This is a genomic window from Paracoccus sp. 08 (assembly GCF_024105395.1).
Taxonomy (GTDB): Bacteria; Pseudomonadota; Alphaproteobacteria; order Rhodobacterales; family Rhodobacteraceae; genus Paracoccus; species Paracoccus marcusii.
Map to the genome: position 1 here is coordinate 1 of NZ_WEKR01000001.1, position 15,196 is coordinate 15,196.

Annotated in this window: 11 protein-coding genes and 1 pseudogene; 7 read left to right on the forward strand and 5 right to left on the reverse strand. The window is 67.1% G+C overall.

The annotated features are described in order from the left end of the window. A pseudogene (locus tag GBO37_RS00005) lies at positions 1–1,399 on the forward strand (hypothetical protein); the annotation flags it as partial. A 6-nt stretch (positions 1,400–1,405) separates the two neighbouring features. Here GBO37_RS00005 and GBO37_RS00010 read toward each other — a convergent pair. Then, complete coding sequence (locus GBO37_RS00010; RefSeq protein ID WP_252926374.1) at positions 1,406–2,413, reverse strand: TraB/GumN family protein; 1,008 nt, start codon at positions 2,411–2,413, stop codon at positions 1,406–1,408. Positions 2,414–2,597: 184 nt separating this feature from the next. On the opposite strand from GBO37_RS00010, the gene GBO37_RS00015 reads away from it, so the two are divergent. Both GBO37_RS00015 and groL read left to right on the forward strand, forming a co-directional pair. Then, positions 2,598–2,885 carry a co-chaperone GroES gene (locus GBO37_RS00015; protein ID WP_252926376.1) on the forward strand — a complete coding sequence of 96 codons (288 nt, stop codon included), beginning with the start codon at positions 2,598–2,600 and terminating at the stop codon, positions 2,883–2,885. Positions 2,886–2,930: 45 nt separating this feature from the next. Then, positions 2,931–4,577 carry a chaperonin GroEL gene (groL, locus tag GBO37_RS00020; protein WP_252926378.1) on the forward strand — a complete coding sequence of 549 codons (1,647 nt, stop codon included), beginning with the start codon at positions 2,931–2,933 and terminating at the stop codon, positions 4,575–4,577. Between the two features lie 81 nt (positions 4,578–4,658). Here the strand turns inward: groL and GBO37_RS00025 are convergent, their stop codons facing one another. Genes GBO37_RS00025 through GBO37_RS00040 form a run of 4 tightly spaced genes read right to left on the reverse strand, consistent with a single transcriptional unit; the run spans position 4,659 to position 10,351 of the window. Next, the gene (locus tag GBO37_RS00025; protein ID WP_252926380.1) at positions 4,659–6,182 is read right to left on the reverse strand and encodes a Ppx/GppA family phosphatase; all 1,524 of its coding nucleotides are present in this window, start codon (positions 6,180–6,182) and stop codon (positions 4,659–4,661) included. Positions 6,183–6,236: 54 nt separating this feature from the next. Next, positions 6,237–8,402 (reverse strand): RNA degradosome polyphosphate kinase, encoded by a 2,166-nt coding sequence (locus tag GBO37_RS00030; RefSeq protein WP_252926382.1) that lies wholly within the window; start codon positions 8,400–8,402, stop codon positions 6,237–6,239. A gap of 28 nt (positions 8,403–8,430) precedes the next feature. Continuing rightward, on the reverse strand, positions 8,431–9,135 hold the full coding sequence (locus tag GBO37_RS00035; protein ID WP_331497796.1) for a chromosomal replication initiator DnaA: 705 nt from the start codon (positions 9,133–9,135) through the stop codon (positions 8,431–8,433). 4 nt (positions 9,136–9,139) lie between these two features. Next, positions 9,140–10,351, reverse strand: a complete 1,212-nt coding sequence (locus GBO37_RS00040; RefSeq protein WP_252926384.1) for an AI-2E family transporter — start codon at positions 10,349–10,351, stop codon at positions 9,140–9,142. A gap of 129 nt (positions 10,352–10,480) precedes the next feature. Between GBO37_RS00040 and proS the strand changes: the two genes are divergently transcribed. From proS to GBO37_RS00060, 4 genes are all read left to right on the forward strand, one after another. Beyond that, positions 10,481–11,842 (forward strand): proline--tRNA ligase, encoded by a 1,362-nt coding sequence (gene proS, locus GBO37_RS00045; protein WP_127898619.1) that lies wholly within the window; start codon positions 10,481–10,483, stop codon positions 11,840–11,842. Positions 11,843–12,286: 444 nt separating this feature from the next. Continuing rightward, positions 12,287–13,471, forward strand: a complete 1,185-nt coding sequence (locus GBO37_RS00050) for an ABC transporter substrate-binding protein (RefSeq protein WP_127898620.1) — start codon at positions 12,287–12,289, stop codon at positions 13,469–13,471. Between the two features lie 114 nt (positions 13,472–13,585). After that, positions 13,586–14,365 carry an ABC transporter ATP-binding protein gene (locus GBO37_RS00055; protein WP_252926386.1) on the forward strand — a complete coding sequence of 260 codons (780 nt, stop codon included), beginning with the start codon at positions 13,586–13,588 and terminating at the stop codon, positions 14,363–14,365. After that, positions 14,362–15,195 carry an ABC transporter ATP-binding protein gene (locus tag GBO37_RS00060; RefSeq protein WP_252926388.1) on the forward strand — a complete coding sequence of 278 codons (834 nt, stop codon included), beginning with the start codon at positions 14,362–14,364 and terminating at the stop codon, positions 15,193–15,195. Before GBO37_RS00055 ends, GBO37_RS00060 begins: the two co-directional genes overlap by 4 nt. Position 15,196: the final 1 nt, after the last annotated feature.

Sequence of the window (15,196 nt, forward strand, 5' to 3'; positions counted from 1 at the left end):
GCCGTATGGGGTGCAGAATCAGCCGGCGGCACCCGTAGCAGCCGCGCGGCCGCCGTCGCGCCCCGCCGCGGCACCTGTCGCGCAGCCCAGTCCTGCTTCGGCGCCGGCCAATCGCCCCGCAGCGGCGGCGGCTCCCGCGCAGGCCGCCCCGGCGCAGGCCACCGCCACCCCGGCGGCACGTCCGCCCAGCCCGGCCCAAGCGCGTCCCGTCCCGACCCAGCCCGCGGCCGAGGCTGCGGCTGCCCCGGCACAACCGTCAGCACGCCCGCCCTCGCGCCCCGACCGGCTGTCCCTGCTGGACGAAGGCAGCGCGCCCGAGCAGACCGCGGCGCTGACGCAGGCGGAACGCGACCTGATCATCGCTCAGCTGCGCGATCTGCGGACCGCGCAGGCAGGCAACGCGCCGCTGAGCCAGGCCGAGCGCGGATTGGTGTTCCAACTGGCAGACGCCCGGCCCACGCGCCGGCCGGTCTCTGTGCGCGCACCGTCGCAACAGGCAGTGCAGGACGCCGTGGCACAGGCCGTCGATGCCGCCCGCCCCGCCCCGCGGGCCAGTGCAGCGGCCAGTCTTGCCGCACCCCGTCCCGCGGCCATCGATCCCGGCCCCACCGCCGCACCGTCGGGCGCCATCCTGCGGTCGGCCCGCCCGAACAGCCGGCCCGGCACGCGCACCGTGGCCAGCCCCGCGGTGTCGGAGCAGGCCGTGGAGGATGCCATCGCGTCGGCCATCGGCAACAGCCCTGCCGCGCCCGGCGCGGTGGCGCTGACCGCGCTGACATCGTCGGCCATTCCGCCGCGCCGTGCCGGTGGCGCCGCCGTCAACGCGATGGTGGCTACGGCCGCCCCGGTCGCCGCGGCCCTGTCGCCGTCGTCGCCCGACCTGCGCGCCGCAGCCGAGGCGCAGTCGGCCGAGGCCGCGATCGCCGAACAGCGCCGGCAGGATGCCGAATTGCAGGCCCAGGCCGAGGCGCGCGCCCGGTCACAAGCCGCAGCCGACGCCCGGGCCGAGGCTCAGGCCCGCGCCCAGGCCGAAGCCCGCGCCCGCGCCCAGGCCCAGGCCGAGGCGCAGGCCGCAGCGTCGCGCAACCAGCAGTACCGCCCGCCCGAAGTCGACAGCGAGCCCGAGGTCATGGCCGCCGTCCCGCAGAACGCCATCGGCAATGCCGCCGCCAGCGCGACGGTCAAGGACGGCATCCAGCTGAGCAGCACCCAGATCATCGGCACGATCGGCGCGGGCCGGGCAAGCCGGGCATTGGTCCGCCTGTCCAACGGTCGCGTGCTGACGCTGCGCATCGGCGACCGCATCAACGGCGGCACCATCAGCGAGATCGGCGACAGCCGCATCACCTATCAAAAACAGGGCCGTGCCCACGCGCTTGGCGTCCTGAACGGCCAATAGATCCGGTCACCCGTCCAGACGGGTGATCGTGAAGCCCTCGTCCTGCAGCAGCGACAGGACCCCCGCCTCTCCGGGCAGGTGCAGCGCACCGAAGGCTGCGACAATTCCCTCATCCCCGGCCTCGGCGGCACCCTCCAGCAGCGGTGCGATCCACGCGCGGTTGCGATCGTCCATCAGCCGGGTCTGGGCCAGGTCCATCTGGCGATCGACCTCTTCCCTGGACAATCCGGAATTGGCATAGGCGTCGAAACGCCCGAATTCCCAGATCTTCCAGACATCCCCGTCGAAATAGGCATCCGTCAGCGTCACCGCGTAATCGTCGGCATAGCTGGCCGCCGGCAGGCTTGCGCGGATCATGTCCAGCTCCTGTTCGGGCGTCAGGCCCTCGAACAGGCCGAAGATGGTGTCCCACGGCTCCAGCGAGCGGACGGGCGTGCCCGCGTCCTGCGCCTCGGCCACCAGCAGGTGGTCCAGGCCGCCGGACTCTCCTCCCTGCTCGGCCATGGTGCGGACCATGCAAGGAGAGACGCCCAGCATCAGCGCGACATACCAGGGCCGCATCCGGGCGGTGATGACACCCGGCGTGCCGCGATCCGACATGGCCTGCGACAGCGCATCCCATTCGTCGGGCGCCAGGCGTTCCGGCAGGGTGGGCCCATCGGGATCGACCATCAGGGTCGGATCCTCGGTCAGCGCCTTGGTCAGGCGGGCCTCCTCGGCGGGGGCGGCCTCGACATAGAGCGCATGGGCCTGATCTATCAGCGGGCGGACACGCTTGATCATCGGCTGATGGCGCGCATCGCCGAAATGATAGGTGCCCACCAGCGTGATGCGCTGATCGTCGCGCACGGCCTGGTACAGCAGGCCCTGGCGAAAGGGGACGTCGCGGCTGGCGGCCTCGATCGCCGCGGCGCGTTCGGCGGGCATGGTGTCGAACAGGTTCTGGCCGGTGCAGGCGGCCATCGCGCCATGTCCCGACAGGGCGAACAGGGCGGCGGCAATCGTCAGTCGCATGGGTATCCTTGCTGGTCCGTCAATGGCCGCCAGACTGTCATGTTTGCCCCCCTGCCGCCAGACACCAGACCGCGATGACCCGTTGACAGGCTTGGGCGATTTGCCTATCTAGCCGTCATTGGCACTCGCACCCGGTGAGTGCCAACAAAGCAACACTGCAACCTGAATCAAGGAGTGTTCGACAATGGCATTCAAACCGCTGCATGACCGCGTGCTGGTCCGTCGCGTCCAATCGGAAGAGAAGACCAAGGGCGGCCTGATCATCCCCGACAACGCCAAGGAAAAGCCCGCCGAGGGCGAGATCATTTCCGTGGGCGAAGGCGCGCGCAAGGATTCGGGCGAACTGATCGCACCGTCGGTTGCGGCTGGCGACCGCGTCCTGTTCGGCAAATGGTCGGGCACCGAAGTCACGGTCGACGGCGAAGAGCTGCTGATCATGAAGGAAAGCGACATCCTGGGCGTGCTGAGCTGATCGGCCCCAAGACGCTTCCTTCCCCCAACATTCAGGAGATTTTCCATGGCTGCTAAAGAAGTCAAGTTCGGTACCGACGCGCGCGACCGCATGCTGAAAGGCGTCAACATCCTGGCCGATGCCGTCAAGGTCACGCTTGGTCCCAAGGGCCGCAACGTGGTCATCGACAAGTCCTTCGGCGCGCCCCGCATCACCAAGGACGGCGTGTCGGTCGCCAAGGAGATCGAACTGTCCGACAAGTTCGAGAACATGGGCGCCCAGATGGTCCGCGAAGTCGCTTCGCGCACCAACGACGAGGCCGGTGACGGCACCACCACCGCGACGGTCCTGGCCCAGGCCATCGTCAAGGAAGGCATGAAGGCGGTCGCCGCCGGCATGAACCCGATGGACCTGAAGCGCGGCATCGACCTCGCCACCTCGAAGGTCGTCGAGGCCATCAAGGCTGCCTCGCGCCCGGTGAACGACAGCGACGAAGTCGCGCAGGTCGGCACCATCTCGGCCAACGGCGAAGCCTCGATCGGTCGTCAGATCGCAGACGCGATGCAGAAGGTCGGCAACGAGGGTGTCATCACCGTCGAAGAGAACAAGGGGATGGAGACCGAGGTCGAAGTCGTCGAAGGCATGCAGTTCGACCGCGGCTACCTGTCGCCCTACTTCGTGACCAACCCCGACAAGATGGTCGCCGATCTGGAAGACGCCTACATCCTGCTGCACGAGAAGAAGCTGTCGTCGCTGCAGCCGATGGTTCCGCTGCTGGAAGCCGTCATCCAGTCGGGCAAGCCGCTGGTCATCATCTCGGAAGACGTCGAGGGCGAGGCTCTGGCCACGCTGGTCGTCAACAAGCTGCGCGGCGGCCTGAAGATCGCTGCCGTCAAGGCACCGGGCTTTGGTGATCGTCGCAAGGCGATGCTGCAGGATCTGGCGATCCTGACCGGCGGTCAGGTCATCAGCGAAGACCTGGGCATGAAGCTGGAGAATGTCGGCATCGACATGCTGGGCCGCGCCAAGAAGATCACGATCAACAAGGACACCACCACCATCGTCGATGGCGCCGGTGACAAGGCCGAGATCGAGGCACGCGTCAGCCAGATCCGTCAGCAGATCGAGGAAACCACCTCGGACTACGACAAGGAGAAGCTGCAGGAGCGCGTGGCCAAGCTGGCCGGCGGTGTTGCCGTGATCCGCGTCGGCGGCATGTCCGAAATCGAGGTCAAAGAGCGCAAGGACCGCGTCGATGACGCGCTGAACGCGACCCGTGCAGCTGTCCAGGAAGGCGTTGTCGTCGGCGGCGGCGTGGCTCTGGTGCAGGGCGGCAAGGTTCTGGAAGGCCTGACCGGCGCAAACAGCGACCAGGACGCAGGCATCGCCATCGTCCGCCGCGCGCTGGAGGCCCCGATGCGCCAGATCGCCGAAAACGCAGGCGTCGACGGCGCCGTCGTGGCCGGCAAGGTCCGCGAGTCGTCCGACAAGTCGTTCGGCTTCAACGCCCAGACCGAGGAATATGGCGACATGTTCAAGTTCGGCGTGATCGACCCCGCAAAGGTCGTCCGCACCGCGCTGGAAGACGCCTCGTCGGTGGCCGGCCTGCTGATCACGACCGAAGCCATGATCGCCGAGAAGCCCGAGCCCAAGGGCCAGGGCGGTGCTGGCGGCGGCATGCCCGACATGGGCGGCATGGGCGGGATGATGTAATCATCCCCCTGCCCCTTGGCAGAACAGGAAAGGGCGCCCCGCGGGGCGCCCTTTTCGCATCCAACAGTGCCGATGGGCTGCCTACTTGACGATGCCGACGACGCCGATCGACTTGCACAGCGACAGAAAGCGCGACTGCGCGACCTCGCCCATCAGGTGACGGCCGGTGGATGTCAGGCGCAGCTCCAGCGTGCCGGCCGGGGTCAGGCGCAGACTGGCCGCATCGGACGGATCGTCGATCGCGAACATCGCGCCAAAGCGCATCGCCTTGCCCAGGATCTCGGCCGCGCGGATCTCGTCGTCATCCAGCAGCGCGAACAGCGGCGCCATCTGCGATTCCGCGCGGTTGTTCTTGTATCGGTGCAGCAGCGCCAGCCCCAGGAAGATCCGCTCGGGGTGGCTCAGCGCCGCCATGTTGGCGCGCGTGACGTTGTCGAAGCAGGCCTCGGCCCGGTAATCGGGGTGGGCCCGCCATGCGGTGTCGTGCAGCAGGCAGGCCGCCCGCATCAGGCGGTCACGTTCGGGCGTCAGGTTCGGGAACAGCGGCAGCAGGAACTGGTAAAGCTTCTTGCCGAAACCCGGCAGGCGGGCCATCTGCTTTTCGGTGAAGCGCGCCGCCTCGATCAGGGGATCGCGCTTGCGCAGCGTCGTGGACATGTGCTCATAGAGCAGCCCTTCGCGGATGCCATAGCTGGACACCGCCAGCTCCTTGGGACCGAACACCTCGATCATCTGCGACAGGACCTGCGAGGCCAGCGGCACCAGTTCGATCCGCGAGGCGGAGATGCCGACCTTGGCGCGCAACGTGCCCAGGTCGTGCTTGCCGATCCAGGCGACGGTGTCGGCGACCGCGTCGGGGGTCATGCGGTATTCGTGCAGGACGGTCATGGGATAGCCCACGCGCTCCATATCCAGCCGCGCGATGGCGCGCCACGACCCGCCGACCAGATAGATCCGGTCGTGATCGGTGCCCAGCTTCTCGGCCAGCCCCTGCAGGATCGTGGTGATATGCGCGCGCAGCTGATCGGGGGCGACCTGCTGCAGGCGGAACGGGCCAAGCTGCGACGTCACGCGCCGCCCGACCTTGCCGTCTGCGACCTCCGCCAGCTCCATAGAGTTGCCGCCGATGTCGCAAACCAGCCCCTTGGCGTCAGGCCAGCCCAGCAGGACGCCCTGCGCAGACAGCCGGGCCTCCTCCTCTCCGTCGATCACGTGCAGCTTCAGGCCGGTCTCCTTCTCGACGCGGCGCTGGAAGGCGGGGCCGTCCTCGGCCTCGCGCACGGCTGCGGTGGCGACGCAGGTCAGCGGCGCGATGTCCATGCTGCGGGCCAGCGCCGCAAATCGGGCCAGCGCGGAAAAGCCGCGCTTGATCCCCTCGGGGTTCAGGCGGCCGGTGCGGGCCATGTCCTGGCCCAGACCCGCCATGACCTTTTCGTTGTAGAAATAGGCGGGCGAGCGCGCCGCCCCGTCGAACACCACCAGCCGGATCGAGTTCGATCCGACATCCACCACGCCGATCCGCTTTAGGGACCGCTTGGGCAGCTTGCGGAACTTGCCGCCGAATGGCTCGATCGTCTGGCCGCTTGTCGTGCGTACGCCGTTCATCTTGCAGCCCCTTGTCCTTGGTCGCCCGTTAAGTGGCCCGGCGGGGCCAAACCGTCAATCCGCCGAATGGGTCAGGGCCGGCACGTCACGCGCGCCCGCCGTTCCCCGTCCCGACAGGGACGGGTTTTCCATGAAGAAGCGATGACAGTTGAACAGATCGTCACGCCCCTCGGGCAGGTAACGCAGGAAACGGCCATCCGGCTGCAACAACCAGCTTTGCGCCTCGTCGGCCATGTTGGCGGCCATGATCTGATTGACGATCTGCGCCTTGACCGTGTCGTTCACGCATTCGACCAGCGTCTCGACCCGGCGGTTCAGGTTGCGGTCCATCCAGTCGGCCGAACTGATGAACACCCGCGCCTTGGGCGACGGCATGCCGTGGCCGGACCCAAAGCACACGATCCGGCTGTGTTCCAGATAGCGCCCGACGATCGACTTCACACGAATATTCTCTGACAACCCCTTGATCCCGGGCCTGATTCCGCAAATGCCGCGGACGATCAGGCTGATGCGGACACCTGCGGCGCTGGCGGCATACAGCGCCTCGATCACGTCCTTCTCGATCAGCGAGTTCATCTTGGCCCAGATCGCGCCGGGGCGGCCCTGGCGTGCATATTCCGCCTCGCGGCCGATCAGGTCGATCAGCCGCGATTTCAGGTCGATCGGAGAGATCGACAGGTTCTCCAGCCCCGCAGGCTGCACATAGCCGGACAGATAGTTGAAGACCTTTGTCGCGTCCCGGCCAAGCGCAGGGTTGCAGGTGAACAGCGACAGGTCGGTATAGATGCGCGCGGTGATCGGGTGATAGTTCCCGGTCCCGTAGTGGGTATAGGTTACCAGCCCGTCGCCCTCGCGCCGCACGATGGTGCTGATCTTGGCGTGGGTCTTGTAGTTCACGAAGCCATAGACGACATGCGCGCCCGACCGCTCCAGCCTGCGCGACTGGCGGATGTTGGCGGCCTCGTCGAAGCGGGCCTTGAGTTCGACCAGCGCGGTCACCGACTTGCCGGCCTCGGCCGCCTCGCACAGCGCATCGACGATGGGGCTGTCGCGGCTGGTGCGATACAGCGTCTGCTTGATCGCCAGCACGTCCGGGTCGCGCGCCGCCTGCGCCAGATAGCGCACGACCATGTCGAAGGTCTCGTAGGGATGATGCAGCAGCATGTCCTTCTGGCGGATCGCCGCGAACATGTCGCCGTCATGGTCCTGGATCCGCTCGGGGACACGGGGGGTGAAGGCGGGCCACATCAGGTCGCGGCGGCTGTCCAGCACCAGCTCGCGCAGATCGGCCATGCCCAGCAGGCCCTCGACCTCGATCACCTCGTCGGGGCTGACCTCCAGCTCCTCCATGATCAGACGGCGCAGGCGGTCGGGGGCGCCGGCGGTGATCTTCAGACGGATGACGCTGCCGCGACGGCGCCGCTTCAGCGCGGTCTCGAACTCGCGGACCAGGTCCTCGGCCTCCTCCTCGACCTCCAGATCGCTGTCGCGCAGCACGCGGAAGCTGCAATGGCCCGTATCGCGATAGCCGGGAAACAGGCTGGACAGATGCATCAGCAGCAGATCCTCCAGCCTCAGGAAACGCTGCCCGCCCGGCAGGGGCACGAACCGCGGCAGCTGCGCGGGGATCGGCAGCAGGGCCTGCATCTTGCGGCCATCGGTCTCTCGCGCCAGCTCCAGCGCCAGCGAAAAGCCCGCGTTCGGGATGAACGGGAACGGGTGGGCGGGGTCGATGGCCAAGGGCGACAGGACCGGAAAGACCAGGTTCTGGAAATGGCCGTTCAGGAACTCTTCCTCGGCGCGGGTCAGGCGCTGGCGGGACAGGATGACGATGCCCGCCTGCTCCATCTCCTTGCGCAGCGTGTTCCAGACGCCCTGCTGCGCGCCCATCAGGCGGCGCGCGTCGGCATTGATCAGGGCCAGCTGTTCCGCCGGTGTCAGGCCGTCATCCGAGGGCGTGGCGCTGCCCTCGCGTACCAGTTCGCGCAGGCCGGCCACGCGGACGGTGTAGAACTCGTCAAGGTTCGTGGCGCTGATCGACACGAAGCGCAGGCGCTCCAGCAGCGGCACGCGCGGATTGCGCGCCTCGTCCAGAACGCGCCAGTTGAACGACAGCCAGGACAGCTCGCGGTTGAAGAACCGTGCGGCGCCTTCGGGAACGCCCTCGGGCAGGGTCTTGGGTTCGGGGAACGGCGTGCGAAGAAAATCGGCTTGGGTCATGATCGTCCGGCGGCTGGCGTGGACGCGATCATGCGTCACCCTCGGACAGCTTGTCCAGCAGGTCGGCCGCGATCCGGCGGGTCACCGGGCCCTTCTGCGCCATGGCCGCATGGTCCATCGCCGCGACCAGCCGACGCGCCAGGCCCAAGTCGCGATCCATGTGCAGCACCAGCCAGTCGATCAGCCCCGCAGGCACGGCCAGCTGGCGATCCGCGAACAGCTTGACCAGTACCGCGGCCATCAGCGCCTCGTCCGGCGACCCAAGCCGCACCTGCGGCATCGCATCCATGCGCGACCGCAGATCGGGCAGCACCAGTCCCCAGTCCCGCGGCGGCGTCCGTGCGGTCAGCAGCAGCAGGCAGTCGCGGGGTCCGCACAGGTTCCACAGATGGAACAGCGCCTGTTCGGCCCCTGCGGCAAAGCCCGCGTGGTCGGCATCCTCGACCACCACGGCGCCGCCGTCGGCGGCCAGCAGATCGGCGGCATCGGGGCGCAGGGCCGAGGCGCTGATGCGGCGCGCGCCGTTCTCGGCCGCCCAGAAGGCCGCCAGATGGGTCTTGCCCGACCCCTCGGGCCCGATCAGCAGCATCCGGCCCGCCGGCCAGTCCTGAGGTCGGTCCAGCGCCTTAAGCGCGGCATGGTTGGCAGGCGCGGGCAGGAAATCCGCCCGCGCATGGGCGGGTGGCGTGGTCAGGTCCAGCGTCAGCTGGCGCGAGGGCGGAAACAGGCTCAACCCGTCAGCCTTGCAGGTCGCGGCGCGCCAGGTTTTCCTGCATGGCCTCGATCTGCTGCTGGCTGCGGGCGCGGTCGGCATCCATCCGCGCGGTGCGCATCCGTGCGGCCACGGTGCCCGCGGGCACCATCTCGACCAGGATCGGCTGCGACGGTTCCGCCGGCAATGCCTGCCCGGTGAACAGCGAGCTTTCGCGATAGCGCACGATCAGGAACCGCGCCAGCACCCCCAGCGCCGCCGCCATCGGAACCGCCATGACCAAACCGACAAAGCCGAACAGCGCACCGAAGACAGACAGCGCCAGAAGCAGCCAGACCGGATGCAGGCCGACATGGCCGCCGACGATCTTGGGTTGCAGATAGTTGCCCTCGACGATCTGGCCCAGGGCAAAGATCGCGACGACCGCACCGATCCACAGCGGATCGCCCCAGAAGCTGAACAACGCCACGCCGATGGCCGTCGCGCCCCCGATCAGCACCCCGACATACGGGATGAAGGACAGGACCGCCGCCATGATCCCGATGAAGAAGCCGAAGGGCAGGCCCACCAGCATCAGCGCCAGCGCGTACCACGTCCCCAGGATGGCGATCACGACCCCCTGCCCGCGCAGGAACCCGGACAGCGCGTCGTCGATCTCGGCGGCAAGCTGGCGGATGGTCGCCGCATGTTCGCGCGGCAGCAGGTCGTCGATGGCCGCGACCAGGTGATCCCAGTCCAGCAGCAGATAGAAGGCGACCACCGGCACGATGACCAGCAGCGCCACGGTCCCCAGGACGCCGGTGACCGATCCCAGGACGGTCGATGCCAGCCGCGCGGCCTGATCGCCCATCGTCGCCTGCAGGTCGGTCAGCGTCTGCTGCAGCCCGTCGCCCTGCGGGATCAGGTTGGGAAAGCGCGTGTCCAGGAAACCCCGCGCCTGGCTGATCATCTCCGGCGCGGTCTCGATCAGGGCGGTGGCCTGGCGCACCAGGATCGGCATGACCAGCAGAACGATGGCGACAAAGGCCAGCACGACCGCAAAGGTGATCACCACCACGGACATGGTACGCGACAGGCCCGCGCGTTCCAGACGATCGGCAAGCGGGTCCAGCAGATAGGCGATGCCAGCCCCCAGGATGAACGGCAGGACGGCCTGCCCCAGCAGCCACAGCGTCACCAGCAACGTCAGCGCCGCGATGCCCCACCACATGACCTGCTTGCGTACGGGGATGCGCATGGTTCGACCCTTGTCCAGAAACCTGCGGCGAATGTGCCGCCCCGTGCGTCTGGTTGCAAGCGCGATGCTTGGCAAGGCCGGACCGATCCGGTAACGCTGCGGACCGAACCGCTTTGAAGGACCCGTGCCATGCGTCTGTCGCGCTATTTCCTGCCCGTGCTGAAGGAAGACCCCAAAGAGGCGCAGATCGTCAGCCACCGGCTGATGCTGCGCGCGGGCATGATCAAGCAGCAGACGGCGGGCATCTATTCCTGGCTGCCGTTGGGCTTCAAGGTGCTGCGGCGCATCGAGCAGATCGTGCACGAGGAGCAGGCCCGCGCCGGTCACATCCCGATGCTGATGCCCACGCTGCAGCCCGCCGACCTGTGGCGCGAAAGCGGCCGCTATGACGACTATGGCGAGGAGATGCTGCGCATCAAGGACCGCAACAAGCGCGACCTGCTGTACGGCCCCACGAACGAGGAGATGATCACCGACATCTTCCGCAGCCATGTCGGCAGCTACAAGGATCTGCCGCTGACGCTGTACCATATCCAATGGAAGTTCCGCGACGAGATCCGTCCGCGCTTCGGCGTGATGCGTGGGCGCGAGTTCCTGATGAAGGACGGCTACAATTTCGACCTGACCAAGGAAGACGCGCTGCACGCCTACAACCGCCACCTGGTCAGCTATCTGCGCAGCTATGAGCGGATGGGCCTGCAGGCCATCCCGATGCGCGCCGATGGCGGCCCGATCGGCGGCGATTACACCCACGAGTTCCTGGTCCTGGCCGAGACCGGGGAATCCGAGGTGTTCTATGACAGCCAGATCACCGACCTGACCTTTGGCGACCGGGACATCGATTATGACAGCGTCGAGGAATGCCAGGCCGTGCTGGAGGAGTTCACCAGCCGCTATGCCCGCACCGACGAGACGCATGACGAGGCCGTCTATGCCCAGGTCCCCGAGGAACGCCGCCGCACCGCGCGCGGCATCGAGGTCGGGCAGATCTTCTATTTCGGGACGAAGTATTCCGAACCGATGGGCGCGATGGTGCGCAACTCCGACGGTGCGCAGGTTCCCGTGCACATGGGCAGCCACGGCATCGGCGTGTCGCGCCTGCTGGGCGCGATCATCGAGGCGAACCACGACGACAAGGGCATCATCTGGCCCGAGGGTGTGACCCCCTTCCACGTCGGCATCGTGAACCTCAAGCAGGGCGACAATTCCACCGACGCCGCCTGCGACGCGATCTATGCCGAACTGCAGGCCCGCGGCCTGGACCCGCTGTACGACGACCGGGACGAACGCGCCGGGGCAAAGTTCGCCTCGATGGACCTGATCGGCCTGCCATGGCGCATCACGGTCGGTCCGCGCGGCCTGACCAGCAACAAGGTCGAGCTGACCAGCCGCCGCACCGGCCAGACCGAGGAAGTCTCTCCGCAGGAGGCCATCGCCCGGATTGCGCAGATCTATCAGCCCGTGTTGGGCGTGACGGTCGCGGACAAGTAGGCCGCGACGGACGGTTGCCGCCGCGCTTCGTCGCAAGCGTCGTGGCAACCGACCACCCGTGCATTGCCCCTCTGTGTTGGTCCGCCATCGGGGGCATGGTTGACAGGATGACCAGTGCGGATGTCAGGTTCGAACATGGCATTTCCAGGGACGTAACCGCTGCACAAGTTAGGCGGATGCTCTGCGACAGCGGCGATGACGTCCGACGTCCCTACACCCTGTGAAACGCCGTTGGCACCATTCGGAACGGGATGACCACGACGACGGCCGACCGCCCCAAAGCCGTGTTGAAGCGAGGGGCGATCAGGCGGTCCAAAGTTGCCCCTGCGTCACACGTCAACCTGTCCAAAAACCATGCAAATACGCGCGACAACGCACTTTCTTTTTGAATGTTGCGCTTCTAACCTGACGCGCAGGACAATGTTCCAACTGGGAGACTTCCACATGAAAAAGCTTCTTCTCGCGACCGCCGCCGGGGCGCTGATGGCCGGTGCCGCGGGCGCCGAAGAAATCAAGCTGGGCATCTCGCTCGGCTTCACCGGTCCGCTGGAATCGATGGCCCCTGCAATGCAGCAGGGCGCCGAGATGGCCATGAAGGAGGTCAGCGATTCCGGCCTCCTGCTGGACGGGTCGACCGTTGTGGCGGTCACGGGCGACAGCACCTGCATCGACGCCGCCGCGGCGACCGCGACGGTGGAGCGTCTGATCGCATCCGAAGGCATCAAGGGTCTGATCGGCGGCATGTGCTCGGGCGAGACCATCGCCTCGCTGGAGAACGTCGCCAAGGCGAACGGCATCGTGATGATCTCTCCGTCGGCCACCTCGCCCGCGCTGACCGACATCGAGGATGACGGCCTGTTCTTCCGCACCGCCCCGTCGGATGCCCGCCAGGGCGAGGTGATGGCCCAGATCATCGCCGACCGCGGCATCGAAACCGTCGCAGTGACCTACACGAACAACGACTATGGCAAGGGCTTGGCGGACAGCTTTGCCGCGGCCTTCACCGCCAATGGCGGCACCGTGACCGTCAACAGCGCGCATGACGACGGCAAGGCCGACTATTCGGCCGAGATCGCGGCCCTGTCGGCCGCGGGCGGCGATGCGCTGGTCGTGGTGGGCTATGTCGACCAGGGCGGTTCGGGTATCGTGCGCGGCGCGCTGGACAGCGGCGCCTTCGAGACCTTCGTGTTCCCGGACGGCATGGTCGGCCAGGCGCTGGAGGACAACTTCGGGTCGGAGATCGAGGGCAGCTTCGGTCAGAACCCCGCAGCCGAGGGCGAAGGCCGCGAGGCCTATCTGGCGATGGCCGAGACCGCGGGCTTTGACGGCTCGGGCGCCTTTTCGGCCGAGGCCTATGACGCGGCGGCGCTGATGCTGCTGGCGATGGCCAAGGCCAAGTCGTCGGACCCGGCGGTCTACAAGGAGCACATCATGGACGTGGCAAACGGCCCCGGCGAGGAAATCCTGCCCGGCGAACTGGCCAAGGCGCTGGAGATCATCAACGGCGGCGGCGACGTCGATTATGTCGGCGGCACCTCAGTTGAGCTGGTGGGTCCGGGCGAATCCGCCGGCACCTTCCGCGAGATCCAGTTCACCGACGGCAAGCTGGAAGTGGTCGGCTATCGCTGATCGCAGACCTGAACAGGCGGCCCGGCACCATCTTGGTGCCGGGCCGTTTTGCAAAGATGACAGCCGCTTGACGGCACATCTTCACCAAGAATGTGAAGACAGGGAAGGTGACGCATGATCCGTGTCGAGGATCTTCACAGACATTTCGGCGGCTTTCGCGCCGTCGACGGCGCCAGCCTGACGATCGAGACAGGCTCGATCACCGGGCTGATCGGGCCGAACGGCGCGGGCAAGTCGACGTTGTTCAACGTGATCGCGGGCGTGCTGCCCCCCACCTCGGGGCGCGTCTTTATGGACGGAGAGGACATCACCGGCCTGCCGCCGCACGAACTGTTCCACAAGGGCCTGCTGCGGACGTTTCAGTTGGCGCATGAATTCAGCTCGATGTCGGTGCGCGAGAACCTGATGATGGTCCCGGGCGCGCAGGCCGGAGAGACGATCTGGAAGACCTGGTTCCAGCGTGGCCGGATCGAGCGCGAGGAGGCCGAACTGCGCCGCCGCGCCGACGAGGTCTTGGATTTCCTGACCATCCGCCACCTGACCCATGAAAAGGCCGGGAACCTGTCGGGCGGCCAGAAAAAGCTGCTGGAACTGGGCCGCACGATGATGGTCGACGCCAAGATCGTGTTTCTGGACGAGGTCGGCGCGGGCGTGAACCGGACCCTGCTGATGACCATCGCCGACGCGATCATCCGCCTGAACAAGGAACGCGGTTATACCTTCTGCGTGATCGAGCATGACATGGATTTCATCGGCAAGCTGTGCGACCCGGTGATCGTGATGGCCGAGGGCAAGGTTCTGGCCAAGGGCAGCGCCCAGGACATCATGAAGAACGAGGCGGTGATCGAGGCCTATCTGGGCACCGGCCTGAAGAACAAGGACATGGTGGGATGAGCGACCAGGACGCTGTCTTCGGCAATCGCGGCAGCCGCGACCTGTCGGTGGTGAACCCGGCCGGGCGCGGCACGATCGACGGCACCCGCCGGTCGGGGCCGGTGGGCGCGGGGCGCGCGGGCGACCCGTTCCTGATCGGCGAGGGCATGACCGGCGGATACGGCAAGGGCGCCGACATCCTGCACGACTGCACCATCGCGGTCGAACAGGGCCAGATCGCGGTGATCGTCGGCCCCAACGGCGCGGGCAAATCCACGGCCATGAAGGCCATATTCGGCATGTTGAACCTGCGCCAGGGATCGGTGCGGTTGAACGGGCGGGACATCACCGCCCTGAACCCGCAGGACCGGGTCAAGGCGGGGATGGGCTTCGTCCCGCAGGTCAACAACATCTTCCCGTCCATGACGGTTGAGGAGAACCTGGAGATGGGCGCCTATATCCGCCGCGACGACATCCGCGCGACGATGGAGCAGGTCTATGACCTGTTCCCCGCCGTCGCCGCCAAGCGCCGCCAGGCCGCGGGCGAACTGTCGGGCGGTCAACGCCAGCAGGTCGCCGTCGGTCGTGCGCTGATGACCCGACCCAAGGTGCTGATGCTGGACGAACCCACCGCGGGCGTCAGCCCCATCGTCATGGACGAGCTGTTCGACCGCATCATTGCCATTGCGCGGGGCGGGCTGCCCGTCCTGATGGTCGAACAGAACGCACGTCAGGCGATGATGATCGCCGACAAGGCCTATGTGCTGGTGCAGGGCGCGAACGCCCATACCGGCACCGGGGCCGACCTGATGCAGAACGACGAGGTGCGTCGCACCTTCCTGGGGGGCTGAG